Below are 22,616 nucleotides of genomic sequence, written 5' to 3'. Positions count from 1 at the left end.
GTTTAATAAACAATTTACCTTACTTATATAATTTATATAGTAAAAGGTTTATATAATATGAAGCTAGTTATTTTTAGTAGCAGTCAACGGAAGAGTTCTCAAAGCGCTAAAGTCGGGGAGTTTATTCGACTTAACCTAGGAAAGTTTTCTCAATCGAAACACATCGAATTACAGGAAATTGATTTACCTTTTTGGGATGGCTCTAGTAATAAAGGCCAACACTGGGAAGCACTAAACCAATCACTTAATGAAGCTGACGCAATAGTGTTGATTACGCCCGAATGGAATGGGGTTGCTTCTCCATTATTAAAAAACTTTCTGATGATGTGCGATGGTGCTATTACGGCAAATAAACCTGTTTTGCTGGTATCCGTTTCAAGTGGAGTAAGCGGTGTTTACCCTATTGCAGAATTAAAAATGAATGCGTTTAAAAATAATAAAATGCTCCCCATCCCCGATCACATCATCGTACGGAGTGCAAACGAGGTATTGCTTGCTGAATGTGAGTCTGAACGTGATCAGCAGCTGCGTAAAAGAATCGACTATAGCTTACACATGCTATTCATGTACGCCGAAGCATTAAAATCGATGAGGTTAAAACTGCAAGATCAGCCCTACCCAAATCAAGGTAATTTTAGCTTTGGAATGTAAATAAGGAACTGTTCCAAAATAACTTCCCTGTTTTGCTGTCGTTTATTTTTGAGCTTATACAAGGCGAAGAAAGTGTGGTGTAGTTACTCTACATAAGCTTTCGACAACACAGTAGAAGCCAAAAATAAACACAGCCCAAAGGGTTACGCTTAAAATTGCCACTCTCTGCGTTACTCATTTTTCAATTAGAATAACTAAACATCATTCTTCGTGCCTTGATATTGACAATTTTAAGCAGTAACAAATCGGTAAGTTATTTTGAGACAGTTCCTAATCTTATTCAGAAGGAGAAACGCCATGATACTAGAGCATATAAATTTAGTGATAAAAGATATCCCTAGAGCACTTGAATTTTATCAAGCTGCATTTCCTCACTGGCAAGTTCGTGGTGGTGGAAAAAGTGAATGGTATGGCAAGCCAAGAAACTGGATACATTTTGGCGATGACTATAACTACATATCGTTTAGCGATCACGGTAAAAGAGAAAACCGCGATCTAAAGGGCGATCAAGTAGGCTTAGCGCATTTTGCTTATCGTGTTGATAATATTTCCGCCTTGATAACTAGGCTTGAGTCAGCTGGATTTGAAATAGCAATAAATGGCGCTCAAGATAGTACTCAAAAAAGTGTCTATTTCATCGATCCAGATGGTTTCGAAGTCGAATTCGTCCAATACTTAACCGATATTCCAAGCGAAAGAAATAAGTATTGAGATCAGATAAATGTGTTCCAGCACTCTATGAGAATGTGTTATACCAATTACAGTAATTAACTTCCCATTCAGCAAGAGCTAAAGGATTTCAGTACAAGGCGCAAGTTTGAAGTACTATATACCCTAACGGCTGCCATACAAAGCTGGCGTTCAACGCACTTCGTGCTTTTGTCGGGATAATTCAAAAACTTGTAACGTAGTAATGGAATCCTTTAGCCTTGCCCTTCGGGAGCTTGTATGTGTCCAAATTACTACGCAAAACTGTCTCAACTTAGCAATGTAATAACGACAGTTTTGTATGTCGGTAATAACTATGTCTTCATCAATTTCACTTGTACTTTGAACACATACATAGCTCTGAGCTGGGAATTTAATTACTGTAATTAGTATTATTTCAGGGCGTAAAATCAGATAGCAAACATTAATCATCCAATTATTACACATTTCAATCTAGAAACTTTCTATACTTAATTCAATGCACAGCACTTTGGCATGCTTTGATTAACAATAATGAGGTTTGTTATGAGCTCATCGATACCAGCTGGTCCTCCTAGTGTTAGGCCGAGTTCTCTTGATCGCTTATCTGATCGGCTCAACGAGCCTAAAAATATTAAATCAAGCGAATTAGATGCTTTTCTGGATGAAAAATTTACTACCCAAATGCATCAACTCGATATGCAGCTCAATGAACTCAAGCAAGCAGCTCTTAACCTTCCTGATTCAGAAGAAGCATTAAGAATTGAAGATAAGAAATCTGACAGCGACTTCATCGAAAAGTACCAGCAAGTAACCGAAAAGCTCAGCTCAGTCAGCCAAAGTTTGATTCAGCGACCTGACTTACAGAGTAGCGGGGATTTGAAAAGTAGAATTCTGATTAATCAAGTATCGAGTAAATTTCAATCGGTGTTAAAATCGGTAGAAGATGCCGCAAAAAAGTATCGCGTTTATGAACAGTCTCTCAGTGACATGAATGTAAAAATTAGAAGCAGCCTGCAGCTTAAATAATTCAATATTTATTTAATAAAAAGCCAAATGTCAGTGTGCCGATATTTGGCTTTTTGGTAAATAAGTTTTCTTTTCAGTTCATTTAAGTAGAGTAGGCTACTGGCTTCGCTATCGCTTATCCAGCAGCCCCTCTTCGATTCCGTGCATGAGGTTTTCCCTCACACGGCTCTGTTGTTACACTTCTCTCAGCCCCTTCACTTTGCTTATCATCTTGTCGTGGGTAAATACTCAAGACCAGCTTGGCGTAATTTTTCGTAAGCACCTCGTGATAGATACTTGCTTCGACGTTGACTTAAGCGACGATGCCAGCGATAGAACCGGTTTACTACAAATCCATTTATTCTGAAAAATACACCTCTGGGATAACCTATCCCACCAAAATAGTGTTTCCATCCCCTCAGAACTTGATTAACCTTATTTATCAGTACGCCAAGTGTATTTGAGGTTCGGTGTTTCACTATGTCTCTGATTTTATTTTTCAGCTTTGTTTGGCTCTTCTTAGACGCCTCTATCTTGATGTAACTGGTGCCTTTGATGAGGCCTGTGATCCGTTGAAAGTTAAAACCGAGGAAATCAAACTCATTCATCAGCTTTCCCATATCCACACAGTGGGTTTTACTTTGATTTAGCTTCAGACCTTCATCACTTAATTGCTGTGTTATCCAGTCCAGTTGCTCTTGTGTGTAGGTTTGCTTATGAAGTACAACAAAATCATCTGCATAGGTAACGATTTTACACGGTGTTTTTTCGTGTATTTTCAAACAGAAATCGTTGAGATAGATGTTAGCCAGTAGTGGAGAGATAACTCCGCCTTGCGGAGTGCCACATCGGCTTGCTTCTATTCGCCATTTCCCGTTGACCGTCTCTATGCTGATGGGCGCTTTGATAAAGCTTTTCAGTAAACTCAGAAAGCTGCTGTCGCTTATTCGCCTTTCTACTTTTGCCATCAACTTAGCGTGCGGGATGGTATCGAAATAGGCACTCAAGTCAGCATCGAGTACGTGCTGGTAGCCTTGTTTTAGGCTCATTTCAATGACTTTTACCGCTTGCTGGGCGCTTCGACATGGACGGTAGCCATAACTGTGTTCATGTAAATGAGGTTCGTAGACGGGTTGCATCACTATTGTCATCGCCATTTGCACAATTCTGTCACTGATTATCGGGATCCCAAGTTTCCGCGTTTTGCCGTTGTCTTTGAGTATTTCTACTCGTTTGACTGGGCTAGGTCGATAGTTTTTCTGTTGTAATTGAGTTTGAATTTCTTTTAACAGCGCAACGACTTTCTTTTGCTGCTCTAGATAACTGAATGTGATGCCATCAATTCCTGCTCCGCCTTTATTGGCTTTGCATCGTCGATAGGCTTCTTCGAGTATATCTAGGCGACTGAGTTTATCGTACAAGCTGTAAAATCGTAGCTCCGAGTTAAGCTTTGAGCGTAAGTAAAGTTTTCGCTGTAATATTCTGATATTTACTGGAGTGTTAGCCATATGGCAATTTCACCTCAAAAGTTACGTTAAAAACGGGTGTAACACTGAGTCCCTTCCCTGATGTGAAGTTATGTTGTCTTCACGGTTAACGGTACTATGGGCTCATCCGACTGCCTGAGCGCCCTATCTGAAATTTCGGTTTACCTTATATTCGGATAGTGCAAGTCACTACCTTCCAACACTCAGGCTCTCCCACGTTCACTTTATTTCCTTCAATACATGCCACTTCATATTACGCCGGAAGATCAAACAGATGCATTTACCAGTTGCTTCTCTGTTTGTGTCAGGGTTCGTCAACTAGGAAAGACTCCCCATCTTCATTTTTTGATTTACGACGCTTAACTGAATTCGCTTGATGCTGCGGCCTACATTGCATCTCAACCTTTATTCAAGGCCTTTGTCACAGGGCTTCATGTCATAGCGGTTACCCATTATGCATGCCCGTCAGATTTCGGGATGAACTGGTAATTATCCCGTCAGGTACGTTTCAACCTGATGGACTTATTATAAATAATAACGTTGCTGTCTCTGGTTTATGGCCATGTAATCGCTTGGCTGCGTATACGTTGAGACAAATCCCGCAAACAGAATAAAGCGCTTCGTGGCGCTCCCTAGAAACATCAGTTGACTGCGTTCACAAGCGTAGAAAAAATGGCTGATAGTAAGGCGTAGCTTGCAGCAAGTAGTTATTCTACTTGCAAAAGTTACAACGCAGATAGCAGTCATTTTAACAAGCTTGTGAGCGTAGAGCACTTCAGTCATTGGGTGAAAGCCATGATGATAAAATCATCGTATTGCTCAAACAGTTGCTCGTGTACTCAGCGTTCAACTGGTGTTTTTAGGTTTAATAACTATAACTTACTTGTAAAGTAAACTCTGTTCCCGGCTCTTTGGCGTACACTTGAATACCTTGTTGCTCATATTCTGTTTCAGAGCCTAATAAGTTTTTAGCTTTAAACTTAACGGTCCAAAATTCATCAGGGAGGAAGCTATAAGTGAAATCTAAACTATGAAATGGTTTTTCTAACACGTCATCTAATCCACCACGACCACCATAAGCGATACGCTCACCAAAGACATTGTAAACCAGAGTTGAACTGTGCATTTCATCAGGTGAGTCAAAACTCAATTGTAAATTGGCTACCCATTCACTATGCCCTGTCATACGTCTCTTGCTGTTTGTTGGATCAATTTCGCCACTGGCTGCGATTTCAATTTCAGAATCACTGAGTGTTAAGTTGCCCGCAACAAAAAAGTTTTCTCCAATATCTCCGAGGAAGTCGAGATCGTGCAAAAATTCAGTTTCGATTCCGTATATAACACCTGACTCAGCGTTAAAGAACTTAAGCTGACGCCCTGCTTCCGAAATTCGCTGTATCGGTTCAATTGGAGCATCAACGTCTTTATAAAAGCCACCGATGCTTAAGTTGTTGCCGTCTTCAGTATAGAGCTCCCACCTAAGGTCAAAGTTTAAGATGTCTGAACTTTTAAGTTCTGGATTACCGAAAAAGTCAAAACCTGTAACGGGATCTTGGAATCGAACTGGTGAGACTTCTCGTAGATCAGGACGCACTACCGTTTTACTGGTACCCAAACGCCATTGGGTATTATCAGAGTCTTTCCATGTCAGAGACAACGATGGGAACCAACCGTCTTCAGTAATCACGTAGTCAGTTAACTGGTAGCGCCCGCCTTCATCTGATATTTCACCCTCTGGCGTTAATGGTAATGTTGCGCGCCTAAAATCTTCATATCGCACGCCAGCATAAACTCGCCATACATCGTCAAAGTCAATATCGACACTTACAAATCCTGCATCATTCTTTTCTGCGGCAACATAATCTTCTGTGTCTGTAGATGCGTCACGTAATTGAAGATCTAGCACATCGCTTTCAATATTTTCATTGGAGAATATGCTATTGAAGTTTCCGCTTAGAATATCGCCATTGACATCTGTTGGGCTGAGCCCAACTTCAAGCCCTAAACGTGTTGCATAACTTTCACGTTTACGCTCAAAATATTGATAACCTGTGCTGAGTTTGACAACTGTGTCACCAAATTCAATCGGTAACGAGACATCCCAACTGTAGTTTTCTGAGTCATCTTGCAAATCGCTAAATACATATTTAGGTGCATCTTGCGTATTCAAAAAGCGTTCACCAACCCTGCCATCTTCTTCAACCAACACATTATAGGTATATGATAATTCACTAGGAGCGTATCGGCGTGAACGAGAGTCCGAATACATCCAATTGAACTCAATGTCCCACCAATCTTCTAAATAATGCTCACCCTTAACTTGGTTACTGATCAAGCTTCTTTCTTCATAATCAATTTTGTTTACCAATAATGCGTTCGGCTCACCGAGGGTATCGATGGTTTCTTCTAGAGCGACTGATACATCATCGGAGGTATCACGTAGATAATTAGTAAACGACTCAATTTTATGATTTTCGTTTAACTCAAAACCCATGTTAACCATGCCAGATGTTTGAATAACGTAATCAGTGCCATTAACATTTTTTGAGTTTTGAATTTGAGTTTGAGTCTCGTCACCATCGAGCTCAACATCTAACTTGGTATAGTTTTCCAGCTGACCTTTATAGGATACCGCAGCCATAAAACCAAAGATTGATTCGTCGCCGATTTCCCAATTATTCCCTACAGCGATATTGCCTCGCAGGCCGAGATTTGTATCTTCTTGCTCCACGGTCATATCACGATTTAGATCAGACACTAATGAACGATTAAATTGCTGTGCCGAAGGGAAATCTACTGCACCGTTAGATCCCGTCACAATATCAATTGGACTAATACCACCATATTGATTAGTCGTATTTAGAATACTACTTGGAAGCTGTCGGGCGCCATCGTCACGACCTAACCAATCATTGCCTCCAGCATTATAGGTATAAGTGTCATTATCATCATTAGTGTTATAACGAGTGCCTATTGAAGCTTTGAAAAAGAAATCAGATGGAATAGATTTGGTTCTGATATCTACATGGCCACCACCAAATGCAGCAGGCATATTAGCTGAGGCCGCTTTTTGTACCGATAGTGATTCAATGATTGATGCTGGAAACAAGTCTAATGGCACCACATTTCGAGTCGGATCTGGTGACGGAACGACCGCACCATTCAGTGACGTTGATGAGTAACGTTCACCTAAGCCACGCACATAGATAAACTTGCCATCTTTTAATGTTAATCCTGTAATACGTCGCAATGCTGAAGCTGCGTCACTGTCACCCGTTCTGCCTATTTGTTCAGCACCCATCAGATCTGCCACGACAGCTTGTTCACGTCTTTCTTCCATTGCTTCAGAAGCTGAAGTGCGTAACCTCCCTGTGACTTGAATGACTTCAATTGGATCAATTGGAAAGTCTTCACTCGGATCAGTTCTTTCTTCTGCAGAATAAGTAGGCAATGCAGTAAGCATCGCTGCTGTAGCTGACAATGCAAATGCAATAGCACGACTCAGCTTATTAACAGAAAAGTTCGGCTTGGTTTTCATATTTATGACTATCCTGTCTCAATTTATATAAGGCTATGTAACTAGTAACTTTTAACGAATAAAGCCCTGCTACCAAGAGTGATAGCAGGGCTTTGAGGACAGTTATTCAGGCTTAAAGCTCCAGCCTTCAGTCCAATCAACTTGACCATCGAACGCTCCAATGAAGGTCGTTGAATCAAAGAAGTTATCGTCTGTTCTTAAATCCTTACCAGTGCCAACCAATACAGCATCATCATAAGCAGGAATACCATTCGTCAAAACAACTTCAGCTTCAGTATTACCCGTTTGACCTTCAAACCAAGTCTTAGTAAAGCTAGAATCAAAACCATGGTCTGTATCAGAGCTGTACTTAAATGGCTCGTTACAATCAATCACAGAGTGAGTCATTACCAACATGCCGTTTTCCACATTGTCGTGTAAGCCAACTTTAGAACCATCAAGTTCTAAACATTCGCCACTTTCAGTGTTAGAAGTCGAACCTTTACGTCCTTGAACCAATACATTGTGAAGTGCTGCGCCAGTTGCAACGCGAAGTAAGATTCCTTCACCTTTGTCACCACTGCCGTTCTCTGTATCAACTCCAGGTAGAATAGTCAGATTTGAAATCGTTGGCATAGAAACAGGAGTATCGTCAGAGCCTTTATGGCTATCACCTTCAATACCACGGTTTGCATTACCATCTTCGTGAGTGATAAATACGTATTGGGCTTTACCTGTCCAGCCGTTTGTCCAATCAAGGCTGTCATCGAAATTATCTGTTAGATAAACGTATTTAAGATTAACTGCACCGCCCCAAAACTCGACACCATCATCGCCATTCGCATGGACTTGAATATGGTCAACTTGAGTGCCGCTACCGACTGCTGCAAATGATATTCCGTTCATTTCTTGAGTATCATTCACTTTAAAGCCAGCATACTTAACGACAACATAGCTAATTTGGCCGCTGTTATCCGTATTATCATTACCGCCATAGTTATGGTCGCCAACTTCGAAGGTCGCATCACACTGAGTATGATCTGAACACTTGTTGGTTTTACCATTTCCAAGAAGCACTAATCCGCCCCATTGGCCACGTTCGGCCACTGCACCGTCAATGACGTCTTCCTCAGAAGTCATGACAATTGGATTTTCCTTTGTGCCTAATGCCATAATTTTAGAGCCACGGCTAACTGCAATGTAGCTGTCGTTGGTAGCAAACATGTTTACACCAGCTTGAACGGCTAAAGTAGCTGAGTTTGTGTTATCGCCACCTACTACAACAGCACCACCATCCAACTTATACAGGACGTTTTCACCCGCAAGCAGGGTCACATTCGTCGTAATATTGCCAGACAAGCTACAAACTAAATTTACATTTTCATCAGAATATAAACCTGCTACAACTGACTCAGTTGAAGTGCCGACAGGGCAAGTATTTAATGTCGGTAATTTAGATACAGGAGGTACATTAGTCGTTTCATGAATGTCTGTTGTCCAGCCTTCTGTCCAATCCGTATCATTGAAAGCACCTATGTAGTTGGCGTTTTCTAAACGAGCATCGACATTTGCTAGGCTTTCTTTGCCGCCAGTCAGTGCAACAGACGAGCTGTTTGGCATGTAACCTGTTAAATCTGAAGCGCCAACGAGGTTGCCTGTTTGACCTTCATACCAAGCTTTAACATCAAGCGTTTTTGTGTAGCCTTTAGAAGCATCAACTTTAGCGTTTTTGAACGGTTCAACACAATCAATCAAGCTGTTTTCAATGGTTAGCTCTGGCGTAGCCGCATTATCAACAGTGTTATCACCATTGATTTCTAGACATTCACCAGAATTAGCCCCGCCCTTAACAAGTATGTTATAGGCATTTGCCCCAGTACCTTTGCGGAATAAAATCCCTTCAGCATCATCGCCACCGGAATTAGTACCATCGGCCACTTGAATCGTGATGTTTGCTAAAGCAGGTTGAGATAACGGAGTTTTGGTTGCATCGCTATTACTATCAGCCTCAATACCACGGTTAGAAGCATTGTTTTCCTGGCGGATATAAACGTGCTGAGCAGAACCTCTCCAGCCATTTGTCCAATCTAATGAGTCATCAAAGTTGTCAGTCAGTACAACATTATTGACTGACACATTACCGCCCCAGAACTCGATGCCATCATCGTTATTTTTGTGAATTTGAATATTATTTACTTCTGTACCACTACCCACTGCAGCAAAGCTGATGCCATTCATTTCTTGAGTGTCGTTAATTTTAAATCCACCAAACTCGACACGCGTATAAGTAATGACGCCAGAGTTATCTGTTTCGTCATTACCGCCGTAGTTGTGATTACCCACTTCAAAAGATGCTGAACAGTTATTCAAATCAGGGCATGTATTTACTGGTGCATTACCGAGTAAAACCAACCCCCCCCATTGCCCCGCAGCACCTTGTCCACCAACGGCGGTTTCTACTGATGTGAATACAATAGGCGCTTCTGCCGTTCCTTCAGCCTTAATTTGAGAGCCACGACTGATCACCAAATAAGACTCTCTGCCGCCGAGTATTTTCGTGCCTGCTAAAATTTCTAATTGAACTGAATTATCATTATCGCCACCAGCAATAACTGCATCATCAAGTAACCAAATAACATCATTACCCAGTACGATTTTAGATCCATCTTGACCGCCAACATTGATTGTTGATGCAGCAGAAGAAGGTCTGAGCACACCACTAAGTGTCCACACTTGTTTACCATCTACTTCTGATAAAGTAGTGCTTCTCGTTGCAAAACCGCTATATGCTTTTTCTTCATTGGTTGGGGTTGCAACAGGGGGAGGTGTAACTATAGGTGTTGTTTCACTACCTGTGTTGACGTTGATATCGCCACCACAACCGGCTAAGGCAAGTGCAGTAGCTAATGCACCAAGTTTAAAAATATTCTTCAGTTCCATTGTCATCTCCGAGGACGGATTTTCAGGTTAGTTTGTAGGCCACATAAAACTACCTGTCGTAAATGACAAATTAACTGCAGTTATATTTCTTATTTGTGTATTTAATATTTCAAATAGATTTCAATCACTTCTGTATACCCACCTAAAGTTAACCGATGAAATAACACTTCTTGTTTGGGAATTAGTTTTTCATATTGTACCGTGAAATCTTAATATTTTGAGTGCGTTTAGCTCAGTGCATTTGATAGCAAAAACTCAAAATTGTTGTTCATTCCTTATCAAATTTTAAAAATTGAAATAACAAAAGCAGGTACTAATACCATTAATTACAGTAATTCAATGCTCAACTCAGAGCTATGTATGCGCACAAAGTACAAACGAAATTAGTGAAAACATAGTTATTACCGACATACAAAGCTGTCGTTATTACATTGCTACGTTGAGATAATTTTGTGAAGTAATTTTTGCGCATACAAGCTCCCGAAGGGCTAGGCTAAAGGTTTCCATTACTGCGTTGCACGTTCTTGAATTATCCCGACAAAAGCACTAAGTGCGTTGAACGCAAGTTTTGTATGGCGGCCGTTAGGGTATATAGTACTTCGAACATGCGCCTTGTACTGAAAACCTTTATCTCTTGCTGAGTGAGAGATTAATTACTGAAATTGGTATAAAATCAAACAAGAAGCTTTTTTAAACAATTAAGGACGTTGAAATGCATAAAGGATTATGGCTAAAGACTATTGTTTTTCTCATGATATTTTTAGGGTTTAATGCTGCAGCAGGTACTACATTTGAGATTAATTACGAAAATAAGACTCCATACGATATTACATTGGAACTAATTAGCTCTTATTGTATTAACTCTGCTCCTGTGACACCTGTAAGAATTGAGGCAGGTGAAACTAAAAAAGTATTAAGGCACACCGATAGCAATAAACCCTTTACCCATTGCTGGGACAAGCACAAGCAATTTACTTGGGAAGTAATATTAACTGTTAATGGAGAGAAAAAAAGCTATCGAGAAAGATATTTGCACTATCATTCTTTTGGGGTAAAAGATAATTATTTAGATGATAACAATCTAAACCCATGGATATCTAAAATAGGAATGATTAACCCTGAATCTGGTGATTTTATTAAAGATTTAACACATCAGGTACCCAATTTAAGAACAAAACCCTATTCTTTTTCACACAGCTTTGATCCAGAGGATTTACAATGATCTTACTGGGTTAAGGTAAATCGAGCCTGTAGGTTTAGGTACAGGCCATTTTTTTTAGAAAAAACTAGGGGCTGTTTATCTTTCGTGATTATTTTTGCAGCGATAAATTGGTCGTTTTATACAAGACAGAGCTTGTGCGGTTTGGTATTCCAAATAAGCAAGCGATAACGCAGTAGAAATGACCAATTTACGCTGTCTTAGATGCTTTTGAGCGTTCACTGTTCTGTGTTGTAACCCGTTTACTTAGATGACTAAGCTTCACTGCTTACGCCTTGAACAGATAAACGCTCAAATAGCACAAAATTTAATCCTGAAAGATAAACAGCCCCTAACGTTATTTCAGATAAAAATGCCATAGGCTTGACCAGCTTCAAAATTATTGTGTAGTCAAGTAAAGTATTTTTCACTCGACTACATTGAAACACTACATTTCACAAATAAAACTTCGATTAATGCTACAAGGTTAAGATAACTTAAACTGGCCGGTTATTTTTTTCAATTGTAGCGCTAGCTGACTCAATTCCTCGCTCGCTTGAGACACTTGCTCAGCACTGGCGGCATTATCAATGGCAGCTTGATTAATGGACACAATACTTTGATTGACTTCCTCACCAGCCACTGATTGTTGCTGGGTCGCTGAGGCGATTTGTTCAGCATTTAGGGCAATGTTTTTAATTTCAGTGAGGTTTTTCTTAATCGCACTAGAACTAGAGGTGGCAAGCTCTATGGTCTTTTCAGCGGACGCTCTAGAGCCTTGCATGACATTGACCGACTCTTGAGTTCCAGCCTGTAACTGCACTATCATTCTTTCAATATCGCTGGTTGAATCTTGTGTTTTTTGAGCCAGCTGTCGTACTTCATCAGCCACTACGGCAAACCCTCTACCATGCTCACCTGCTCTCGCGGCTTCAATTGCTGCGTTAAGGGCAAGCAAATTCGTTTGATCGGCGATACCTCTGATCACTTCTAACACTGTTCCGATTTGCTGTGAATTTGACTCAACATTTTGAATTGAATCCGTGGCTAAGTTCACTTCTTGTGCAAGGCTAGTCATACTCTTAATGGTTTTTTCTACGCTTTCATCTGCAATTTCAGACGTCTTTTGAGCACTTATACTAAAATCTGCCACAGTGCGCGCATTATTCGCCACATCTTCAACTGCGGCTGACATTTCATTTAGTGCTGCAGAAACCGTATCAATATTGGCACTTTGCTCTTGTAAACCATGCTTTGACTGTTCACTGGCACTTCGAGTCTGCTCAGAAGTCAACGACAATCGCTCTGACGATTCCACAATGGTACCTACCACTTGGTGTAAATTTTTGCTCATTTTGATCATTGATTGAAATACGCCAGTTACTTTTTTACTTTCATCCAACTGCGTAGAAAGATCACCATCAGCAATTAGTTCACTGAGCTGTCCCATTTGTTCTGGTTCACCACCAATCGGCATTAAAATCGAACGCGCAATAATTATGGCTACTGCAATAATCGCTAGCGCAGTAAGCAGTAAAATCCCACCAATAATTACTTCTAACCGATAAATGCTTGCAAACGCTTCTGATTCATCAATTTCGACCAGTAATGCCCAATTGATTCCGTGTAAATGAATCGGGGTGTAAGAAGACAAAACAGGATTACCATTGTAATCAATAATAATCTCAGTACCTGTTTCTCCTGCTAGCGCTTGTTTTACTGCTCTCGTGTTCACACCATTTTTTGCTACTGTTCCTGAAAAGCTGGCTTCGACCGAATGACCATTTGGATCAAGAAAAGAATCAGAGCGCATTCTCAAATCTTGGCCGACGAGATAACTCTCACCTGTCTCTCCCATTCCATCCCGCTGTTGCATAAATTTGTTGATGGAATCAATACCGAATTGAAGTGCGACAATGCCAATAAACTGATTATCATCATAGAGAGGCATTCCAGCAAAAGCTTGAGGGGTATTACCATTTACCGAATAAAGTTCAAAGTCTTGAATATTCAACTGACGACTTGTCTTTACTTGCTGAAACATTGCTCCAAAATTGGTATTTCGAGAAGCCCCTGTAAGTAAATTGCTATTATAATCTGAGCGCTTTTCTACCGAATAAACAATATCTCCATTTGGCTTGATGATATAAAAATCTTCATATCCTTCTAATTCAATAAATTCATGGAAAAAGTAATCATGTTGTTGACCGATAACCGCTAAATCTTTTGATTGACTATTCGTTAAATAGTCCGCTACAGCATCATCAATAACGGTAAGGTTTGCTTCAGTCGTTTCAAAAAATTGTTCGACTTGAGATTTTTTTATGAATTTTATAGAGGTAAGTTGATTGTATATTTGATGCTCTAAACTTTCACTCGCACTCCATACAGAAACTAGGGCAATGATCAGTGATGGGATAATTCCAACACATAAGAACATGGTTAAGAGTTTATTTTGCAATCGCATCCTGCTTCCCGAATGGTTTATCTATCAATGATAATAATAATTTTATTAGTGACAGTTTATGTCCTATAGAGGTACATACAACCATAAATAAATTAAGGGATTACAACGAGCAGCTGAAATAAAAAACAATACAATACAATCTACTAGCAAAGTGCTTCAAAGTAGTAGTTAATGTCATTTTAACAGTATTATAGATATTAAAAAGGAGCCTTTCGGCTCCTTATACTTCTTTGTTACATAATAATAACAAAAAGTTATTTGCGGTTTTTTATGTGGCTCATTGCACGTTTTCTACGTCGCTCTTGGCTTAACGTCAATTTTTCAGTTTTGCCTTCAAACGGGTTAGCGCTCTCATGGAAACGTAATTGAATCGGCGTACCCACAACTTTTAGGGAGCGACGGAAGTAATTCATCATATAACGCTTATATGAATCTGGCAGCTTATTCACTTGGTTACCATGCACGACAACAATAGGTGGGTTATAACCCCCTGCATGCGCATATTTAAGCTTAACTCGACGACCATTCACCATTGGTGGCTGATGATCATCCTGAGACATTTGCATCACACGCGTTAACATTGATGTACTGACTCGACGCGTTGCACTGTCATAAGCTTCTTCGATTGATTCATACAAGTGACCAACACCTGTACCATGTAATGCAGAGATAAAGTGAATACGTGCAAAATCAATAAACCCTAAACGGCGATCAAGTTCTTTTTTCACAAACTCTCGGTCGTCATTGCTCATGCCATCCCATTTATTCACAGCGATGACAAGGGCTCGCCCAGCATTCAACACAAAACCGAGTAAACCAAGATCTTGTTCGCTGATGCCTTCTCTTGCATCAACCACTAATAACACAACATTGGCATCTTCTACGGCTTTAAGGGTTTTAATTACCGAAAACTTTTCAACGGTTTCGTTAACTTTACTCCGTCGCCTGACTCCTGCCGTATCAATAATTACATATTCACGATCTTCACGTGAGAGTGGAATATAAATACTGTCACGTGTGGTGCCGGGTTCGTCGTATACGACAACTCTATCTTCACCCAACACACGGTTTGTCAACGTCGACTTACCTACATTAGGCTTACCAATAATCGCGAGCTTAATAGGAAGATCTTGCAGGCGCTTCTGTTCTTCTTCCGCTTCTTCTTCGGTAAATTCAAGCACTTTTTCAGGAGTATCAAGCTCAGTATCACGCTCGATTCCCATCGCTTCAGCGTACGGTGCGAGTGAATGCTCAATCATGGTCGTAACACCACGACCTTGCGCTGCGGCCATTTGGTAAACATTACCAAGCCCTAATGACCAAAACTCAGCGCAAGCTGAGTCACCATCAATGCCATCAACTTTATTGGCAACGACAAAGGTGGTTTTTTCTCGACTTCGAAGATGTTGTGCCAAGGCTAGATCAGCCGAGGTCATTCCGGCACGAGCATCAGTAATGAATAATACGACATCAGCTTCTTCAATCGCCGCTAACGATTGTTCAGCCATTTTAGTTTCAATACCTTCTTCGCTGCCATCAATACCACCGGTATCAACCACAATGAATTCATACCCAGAAAGAAACGCTCGACCGTATTTTCGATCTCGAGTTAAACCAGGAAAGTCTGCCACCAATGCATCTCGAGTTCGAGTGAGTCGATTAAACAGGGTTGATTTCCCGACATTGGGACGGCCAACAAGCGCCACTACTGGGATCATTTTATTGCCTCTATACAACTAAAAACCCTCGAACCAATCAGTGCGAGGGTTTTTATTAAACACTAATCAAAAAACTAAGGAAGCGTAACTTCAGCGAGCTTACCGCTACGTCCTTGAACATAAACTTTATTATCAACAACAACGGGCTGAACATATAAACCATCACTGTCGACTTGCACTCGACCTGTTATCTCGCCGCTAATACGATCAATAAAATGCAGATAGCCTTCAAAATCACCAACTATCAAATATTGCTCAAATACGGCTGGAGAAGTCAGGGTGCGATTTTCTAACTCTGAATTACTCCAAAGCTCTAATCCATTGCGTTTATCTACCGAATAGATTCGACTTGAATCATCCACTAAAAATAAACTCAAACCTGCTTCTGCAAGCTCATGAAAGCTCGAATATTTACGTGACCAAACTACGCGTCCAGTACGAGCTTCCATTGATACTAGGTTGCCATTATAACTCACAGCGTAAAGGTTTTCACCAGACAGAAGTGGTTTCATATCAACGTCTGCTAGTCTACTAAACTCATTACCACCTTTGGGTGTATAAACAGCAGATTCCCATGCGACTTGACCATTTTTCTGTACAATAACTTGCACTTTGCCATCAGCAGTTCCAAGAAAAAAACCACCACTTTCGTAGCTTGCCGCACCAGTACCGCGCAAGGTTAACGGAGGCAGTTGTGATTGGCTAATCCAACGTTGCTCACCTGAATCAACATCATAAGCCTCTATAGCCCCTGAAGATGTCGCAACGACAACAACATCTTCACCTATTGTTGGAGTTGATAATAGCTCTCCGTCAGTTTCTACGTGCCACGCCAGTGCGCCGGTTTCTGCGTCCAGCGCAACTAAAACACCCGCTTCGCCGCCAGCAAAAACTTTATTACGTGAAACACTCACACCTGCGGCTAAGAGAAAGTTTTTTTTGATTCCAGCTTCATGGATAATATCATTGAGATCTTGCTTCCATAACTGTTGATGTGTTTTTTGATCAAACGCAACAAGTTGACCATTACGATCGCCTGCAAAAAGTTTGTCGTACTTTACCGCTGGACGAAGACGAGAGTAATAATCACCAACACCCGAACCAACAACCGTACTCCAGCTTATAACAGGCGCTACCGTCGCCTCTATTTCTGGTAGTTCACTGATTTTAACTTCTTCCACATCACTTGAAGAGCATGCAGATAACGCAGCGATACTTAAGCCTGCAACAAGTAAATTTTTACACCAAAACGTCATGAAAAATTCCTTATGCTTGATTTAAGTTATCCAGCTTCATTTTTAATACAGGGTTAGTTGCATTTTTTGCAATACCCATTGCGGCTTCGTATGCGGCTTTAGCTTGTTCAACATCACCTTGTCGAACCAATAAATCACCTTTAAGTTCATCGCGCTGAGCTAAAAATGATGCACTGGTCACTTGAGAAAGTGTTGTTAATGCCGCACTGACTTGGTCTTGTTCCGCTTGAATTCTCGCTAGACGTAGCGTTGCGATATCTTCAATTCCATGACCGGGTTTAGCGGCAATGACTTCTTTCAATACTGTGACGGCTTTATCCAATTGGCTAGCTTCAACAGCTGATTTAGCCATCATTAGTTGCAACATGGCTTGATAACCTTGCTGGCTATATTCTTTTTTAAATTTAGCAAAATCACCAGCGAGCTTAGCTTCATCGCTTGTATCATTCACAGCGGCTAGATAGGCATCTGAAGCGTTTTGTGCTTGTTCGACTTTATGAGCTGAATAATAGTTCCAACCATATAAGCCGCCTAAACCAACAACAGCTCCAACAATGATCGAATTGCCGTAATCTTTCCAAAACTGCTTGATAGCATCTACTTGTTGTTCTTCTGAGCTATAAATTTCCACGAGCAGGCCCCTTGTTAAATCCGTTCTTCAAGAAAAGCTGCCAATTGATCACAGGCAACCATTTGTTGTTCATTTCTTTCGCGGAGGTCTTTCACTCCAACTTGATTATTGGACACTTCAGTTTCGCCAATAATCAACGCTAATTTTGCACCACTTTTGTCAGCACGTTTCATTTGCTTTTTAAAGTTACCTCCACCGCAATGGCTCATCACTCTAAGCTGTGGCAAGGTTTCACGCAAGTTTTCAGCAATTTTAACAGCTTCTATCTGGCAAGCATCACCCATTGCAGTAACATAAACGTCAACCGTCGGGGTAATGTCTTTATCGAGTTCCAATTCTTGTAGCAACAAAATGATACGTTCCATTCCCATTGCAAAACCTACAGCCGGCGTATCTTTACCGCCAAGCTGAGATACAAGTCCATCATATCGACCGCCAGCTAAAACGGTACCTTGAGCCCCTAAACTGGAAGTTACCCACTCAAAAACAGTGCGGTTGTAATAATCTAACCCGCGAACTAAACGGGGGTTAATTGTGTATTGGATGCCAACGGCTTCTAAGAGTTCACATAATTTTGAAAAATGTGATTTAGATTCATCACCTAAGTAGTCCATCAATTCAGGCGCATCAGCTAACGCTTGCTGAACTTGAGGGTTTTTACTGTCTAATACTCGCAATGGGTTGGAGTACATACGACGTCGACCTTCTTCATCAAGTTGATCTAAGTGTTGCTCTAAATATTCAATCAGGGCTTGTCGATAATTGGCACGTTCATCACTGTCACCAAGGGTATTAAGCTCTAGTGTTACATATTCACTGATACCAAGTTCTTTCCATAAGCGTGCTGAAAGCATCAATACTTCCGCGTCAGTATCTGCACTACCAATGCCATAAACTTCAACGCCGAATTGATTGAACTGACGATAACGCCCTTTCTGAGGTCGTTCGTGACGGAACATCGGTCCCATGTACCACAAGCGTTGCTCTTGGTTATACAGTAAGCCGTTTTCATTGCCAGCTCTAACTGTAGATGCTGTACCTTCAGGTCGAAGGGTCAGGCTATCACCATTGTTATCAGCAAAGGTGTACATTTCCTTTTCTACAATATCAGTAACTTCGCCGATTGAACGCTTAAACAGATCTGTACTCTCGACAATAGGAGTTCTGATCTCACTGTATCCGTACGCACCTACGATTGACCGTAATGCTGTTTCAAGTTTTTGCCAAAGAGGACTTTGAGTTGGCAGAATATCATTCATTCCGCGAATAGCTTGGATCTGTTTTGCCACTGTATTGACTCGTTACTCTAGTAAAAATAAAAAAACGCCTAGCATTATAGGCGTTTCTCGTGTTTCGATACAATCATTTAAGTTCGCTATTACGCCTAAAAGCCATGAAAATACAGCATTAAGGGTTTCATACGTAACTAGCAACATATTATACCAATTACAGTAATTAATATCTCACTCAGCAAGAGCTAAAGGGTTTCAGTGCAAGGCACAAGCTCGAAGTACTATATACCCTACGGCCGCCATACGAAACTGGCGTTCAACGCACTTGTGCTTTTGTCGGGATAATTCAAGTGCTTGTAACGCAGTAATGGAACCCTTTAGCCTTGCCCTTCGGGAGCTTGTATGTGCTCAAATTACTTCTCAAAATTGTCTTGACGTAGAGCAATATGTCTTAATCAATTTCGATTGCACTTTGAGCACATACATAGCTCTGAGTTGAGCACTTAATTACTGTAATTGGTATTACCCTAGGGGCTGTTTATCTTTCGTGATTATTTTTGCAGCGATAAATTGGTCGTTTTATACAAGACAGAGCTTGTGTGGTTTGGTATTCCAAATAAGCAAGCGATAACGCAGTAGAAATGACCAATTTACGCTGTCATAGATGCTTTTGAGCGTTCTGTGTTGTAACCCGTTTACTTAGATGACTAAGCTTCACTGCTTACGCCTTGAACAAATAAACGCTCAAATAGCACAAAATTTAATCCTGAAAGATAAACAGCCACTAACAATTCAGCGTAATAACAAGATGATAAAAACGATTAATTTAGTCCGTAGCATCTTCAACTGAAATTCTTTGCGTCATCATTGCGGCTTTAGCACGAATTTTTGTTTCGAGTTTATCCACTAAGTCGTTATTATCAAGCCGCTCTTTCTGACGAACACCATCTTCGTAATAGCCACTTTTATGACTGCTTCCAGCTAAGCCTAAATCTGACACCAAAGCTTCGCCTGGACCATTAACCACACAACCAATAATAGATACATCCATTGGAGTGATGATATCTTCGAGTCGTTCTTCGAGCGCATTGACAGTACCAATTACATCGAATTCTTGGCGTGAACAGGATGGGCAAGCAATCAAATTAATCCCACGGCTTCTAATGCGCAGCGATTTCAAAATATCGAAACCAACTTTAATTTCTTCAACTGGATCGGCAGCCAATGAAATACGTATCGTATCACCGATACCTTCAGCCAATAACATACCTAACCCAACCGACGACTTCACTGAACCACTGCGCAGTCCACCAGCCTCAGTGATGCCTAAATGTAACGGCTGTTCAATTTGCTTTGCCAATAGTCGGTATGACTCAACAGCCAGAAATACATCAGACGCTTTTACGCTGACTTTAAATTGATCAAAGTTCAAGCGATCAAGAATTTCGACATGACGCATGGCTGATTCAAGCAGCGCTTCAGGTGTGGGTTCTTTGTATTTGTCCATGAGATCTTTTTCTAATGAACCGCCATTAATTCCGATACGGATCGGGATATTTTTATCCCGTGCGCAATCAACCACGCTTCGAATTCGGTCTTCATTACCAATATTGCCAGGATTAATACGTAAGCAATCCACACCATATTCAGCCACACGAAGCGCAATACGATAATCAAAATGAATATCAGCTACAAGAGGAACTTGGACTTGTTGACGGATCAATTTAAATGCTTCAGCGGCATCCATTGTAGGTACAGATACCCGAACGATATCAGCCCCAACTTTTTCTAACGACTTAATTTGAGCAACTGTCGCGGCTACATCCGTCGTGCTTGTATTCGTCATAGACTGAACACTGATAGGTGCACCATCACCTATCGGAACATTTCCCACATAAATACGTTTTGATGGACGTCTTTTAATAGGGTTTTCGCTGTACATAGTTTTTCTCCGTACTACGTCGTTGTTACTGACTTTTATCAAAAAGCAAACAACGCACTGAAGTAAGTAACCAAAATTCGGACTAACGTTTTAGATAAATCGAGCTTTTATTCATTAAGAGGCAAAGTCATTCTTGCCACTCGCCCTGAAGGGAATTTATCCAAATTAACAGTTTTTCCATTTAAACTTAGCTGAATCACGCGTGGAGCACCAAAAATTGCTTGGAAGGGTGCTTGGCCTGAAACTGTTATTGATCTACCTGACTTTTTCAAACCAGAAACAATCACTTCACCTGTAGCATCTTGAATCTTTATCCAGCAATCGCCAGTTAAAGTTAAATTAATTTCTGTTAATACTGTATCGTTTGCTTCAACAAGTTTCAGATCGTTTACTTGTGAGGTTGCATTATCCTGAGTGATTTCAGCGTCCTCAATATTAACTTCTTCTCGGGGAGCTTCATCTTGCCCTCTTGGTAAAACAGAATGGCTTTCCTCACCTGAAACACTCACCACTGGATTATTATCTTGAGGAAGTATTGCCTTATTTGATTTAATTTCGTCAGTGGTAGTCTGCGATTGAATGCTTGAAGGCACCGTTTGAATCGCTAATTGCTCTACTTCTTCAATGCTTGGTTGAGATAAATCAGCTTTTGTCCCAAATAGCTCGGCTTTTTGTATCCACCAAAGAATAAATAGTGCGAGTAACGTGAATACTATAAGGTAAGTCAACCATATCAAACGACTGTCTGTTGCTTCTCGAGTCGTTTTACGAGAAAAACTCTGCATCGCTGGGTCGCACAGTTTACCCAATTGGCTATCAATACATTCGTGAATTAACAAAGGATCAGCAACAACCAATCTCGCATAATTTTTTATGTATCCACGAGCATAAGTTGAAGAACCTATGTTGCTAAAGTCATCCGCTTCGATGTCATTTACAATAGTCATACGTAAATTCAGTGATTTCGAGACACTTTCAATGCTGAGATTTCTCGCTAGTCTTGCCGATTTTAGCAATGAACCTATTGTATGTACTGGTTCTTCTTGTTGTAGTGCTTGTGTTTCAGACACGTCTGATTTTAAGTCTTTCATTAGTGCATATTTGCTCGAATTTTTTTGGCTTGTGGAGAGGCAGGAAACTTTGCTTGTAATACTAATGCAAGAGTTTTAGCAGCCGTTTTATCATTAAGTCCAAGTTCAATATCAATCCCTAACGATAAACTTTCCGCCGTTTGAAATGCTACATTGTGATACCGCTCTAATTCAGCTTTGGCTTGCGGTAATTGTTTTAACTGGAAGTAAACTCTCGTTAGCTCTAATAATGACGTTGCTCTTCTAGAATCATACTTTAGCGCCAATTCAAAATACTTTCGCGCTTTTTCTAACTGATCCGCTTCTTGGCTACACAGCCCCAAATTTTCGTAACTTGACGCAGAGCGTGTGTATTTGGGCATATCAATCGCAGCAAGAAACATTTTTTCAGATTCAGAAAACTTTTTTTGCTGACAAAGAAAAACTCCAAAGTTGTTATAAGAGTCGCCAGTTACATTTTTACTGTTAATGGCATTATTATATGATTTCTCAGCTTTGCGGGTATCTCCTACTTTTTGGTAGTAGTAAGCCAGTGCTGTATGCACCTCTTCAAGATCAGGTGCATATTCTAGTGCTTTATCTAAATTGAACTTAGCTTGTTCAGTGTTACCACGTCTCAGGTAAGTTAATCCTAATTGCATTCTTTCTCTCGCAGCCGAAACGGGATCAAATTTATATTCTGAAACCGGATCACCAGTTCCATTATAAGTTCGCTCACTGACACAAGCTGATAACAATAACGCTGTAGCAATACAGCTGATTTGAAGCAATCCCTGTTTCATAACAAACCC

General features: G+C 40.6%; 16 protein-coding genes. 4 read left to right on the top strand and 12 right to left on the bottom strand.

Annotation, left to right across the window (positions count from 1 at the left end):
- Window positions 1-57: 57 nt before the first annotated feature.
- The 3 genes from E2I05_RS04880 to E2I05_RS04870 all read left to right on the top strand — a co-directional run bounded on the left by E2I05_RS04880 (window position 58) and on the right by E2I05_RS04870 (window position 2,367).
- Entirely contained in the window at window positions 58-651 is a 594-nt protein-coding gene (locus E2I05_RS04880) for an NADPH-dependent FMN reductase (RefSeq protein ID WP_121852972.1), read from the top strand.
- A gap of 297 nt (window positions 652-948) precedes the next feature.
- A complete protein-coding gene (locus E2I05_RS04875) occupies window positions 949-1,362 on the top strand; it encodes a VOC family protein (protein ID WP_121852971.1) in 414 nt (137 codons plus the stop codon).
- A gap of 522 nt (window positions 1,363-1,884) precedes the next feature.
- Window positions 1,885-2,367 (top strand): hypothetical protein, encoded by a 483-nt coding sequence (locus E2I05_RS04870; protein ID WP_121852970.1) that lies wholly within the window; start codon window positions 1,885-1,887, stop codon window positions 2,365-2,367.
- Between the two features lie 206 nt (window positions 2,368-2,573).
- Here E2I05_RS04870 and ltrA read toward each other — a convergent pair whose 3' ends face one another.
- The 3 genes from ltrA to E2I05_RS04855 form a co-directional block, all read right to left on the bottom strand.
- Window positions 2,574-3,854, bottom strand: a complete 1,281-nt coding sequence (gene ltrA, locus E2I05_RS04865) for a group II intron reverse transcriptase/maturase (RefSeq protein WP_133309438.1) — start codon at window positions 3,852-3,854, stop codon at window positions 2,574-2,576.
- Between the two features lie 844 nt (window positions 3,855-4,698).
- A complete protein-coding gene (locus tag E2I05_RS04860; RefSeq protein WP_121854075.1) occupies window positions 4,699-7,371 on the bottom strand; it encodes a TonB-dependent receptor domain-containing protein in 2,673 nt (890 codons plus the stop codon).
- Window positions 7,372-7,473: 102 nt separating this feature from the next.
- A complete protein-coding gene (locus tag E2I05_RS04855) occupies window positions 7,474-10,290 on the bottom strand; it encodes a hypothetical protein (protein WP_121854074.1) in 2,817 nt (938 codons plus the stop codon).
- Between the two features lie 712 nt (window positions 10,291-11,002).
- On the opposite strand from E2I05_RS04855, the gene E2I05_RS04850 reads away from it, so the two are divergent.
- The gene (locus tag E2I05_RS04850; protein WP_121854073.1) at window positions 11,003-11,512 is read left to right on the top strand and encodes a hypothetical protein; all 510 of its coding nucleotides are present in this window, start codon (window positions 11,003-11,005) and stop codon (window positions 11,510-11,512) included.
- Window positions 11,513-11,763: 251 nt separating this feature from the next.
- Here E2I05_RS04850 and E2I05_RS21945 read toward each other — a convergent pair whose 3' ends face one another.
- The 9 genes from E2I05_RS21945 to pilW form a co-directional block, all read right to left on the bottom strand.
- The gene (locus E2I05_RS21945; RefSeq protein WP_170179616.1) at window positions 11,764-11,919 is read right to left on the bottom strand and encodes a hypothetical protein; all 156 of its coding nucleotides are present in this window, start codon (window positions 11,917-11,919) and stop codon (window positions 11,764-11,766) included.
- Window positions 11,920-11,975: 56 nt separating this feature from the next.
- Window positions 11,976-13,955, bottom strand: coding sequence for a methyl-accepting chemotaxis protein (locus E2I05_RS04845; RefSeq protein WP_121854072.1), 1,980 nt, complete (start codon window positions 13,953-13,955; stop codon window positions 11,976-11,978).
- A gap of 254 nt (window positions 13,956-14,209) precedes the next feature.
- Window positions 14,210-15,673 carry a ribosome biogenesis GTPase Der gene (gene der / locus E2I05_RS04840; RefSeq protein ID WP_121854071.1) on the bottom strand — a complete coding sequence of 488 codons (1,464 nt, stop codon included), beginning with the start codon at window positions 15,671-15,673 and terminating at the stop codon, window positions 14,210-14,212.
- 74 nt (window positions 15,674-15,747) lie between these two features.
- Window positions 15,748-16,929, bottom strand: a complete 1,182-nt coding sequence (gene bamB, locus E2I05_RS04835; protein WP_121854070.1) for an outer membrane protein assembly factor BamB — start codon at window positions 16,927-16,929, stop codon at window positions 15,748-15,750.
- 10 nt (window positions 16,930-16,939) lie between these two features.
- Window positions 16,940-17,560, bottom strand: a complete 621-nt coding sequence (locus E2I05_RS04830; protein ID WP_121854069.1) for a YfgM family protein — start codon at window positions 17,558-17,560, stop codon at window positions 16,940-16,942.
- Between the two features lie 14 nt (window positions 17,561-17,574).
- Complete coding sequence (gene hisS / locus E2I05_RS04825) at window positions 17,575-18,849, bottom strand: histidine--tRNA ligase (protein ID WP_121854068.1); 1,275 nt, start codon at window positions 18,847-18,849, stop codon at window positions 17,575-17,577.
- Between the two features lie 769 nt (window positions 18,850-19,618).
- Window positions 19,619-20,734 carry a flavodoxin-dependent (E)-4-hydroxy-3-methylbut-2-enyl-diphosphate synthase gene (gene ispG / locus E2I05_RS04820; protein WP_121854067.1) on the bottom strand — a complete coding sequence of 372 codons (1,116 nt, stop codon included), beginning with the start codon at window positions 20,732-20,734 and terminating at the stop codon, window positions 19,619-19,621.
- A gap of 107 nt (window positions 20,735-20,841) precedes the next feature.
- The gene (locus tag E2I05_RS04815; RefSeq protein ID WP_121854066.1) at window positions 20,842-21,825 is read right to left on the bottom strand and encodes a RodZ domain-containing protein; all 984 of its coding nucleotides are present in this window, start codon (window positions 21,823-21,825) and stop codon (window positions 20,842-20,844) included.
- Entirely contained in the window at window positions 21,825-22,607 is a 783-nt protein-coding gene (pilW, locus tag E2I05_RS04810) for a type IV pilus biogenesis/stability protein PilW (protein ID WP_121854065.1), read from the bottom strand. Before pilW ends, E2I05_RS04815 begins: the two co-directional genes overlap by 1 nt.
- Window positions 22,608-22,616 lie beyond the last annotated feature (9 nt).

The sequence above is a fragment of the Parashewanella spongiae genome (assembly GCF_004358345.1).
GTDB lineage: Bacteria > Pseudomonadota > Gammaproteobacteria > Enterobacterales > Shewanellaceae > Parashewanella > Parashewanella spongiae.
The sequence above is the reverse complement of the archived record's forward strand: the minus strand, read 5'-3'. Positions and strand labels throughout refer to the sequence as shown.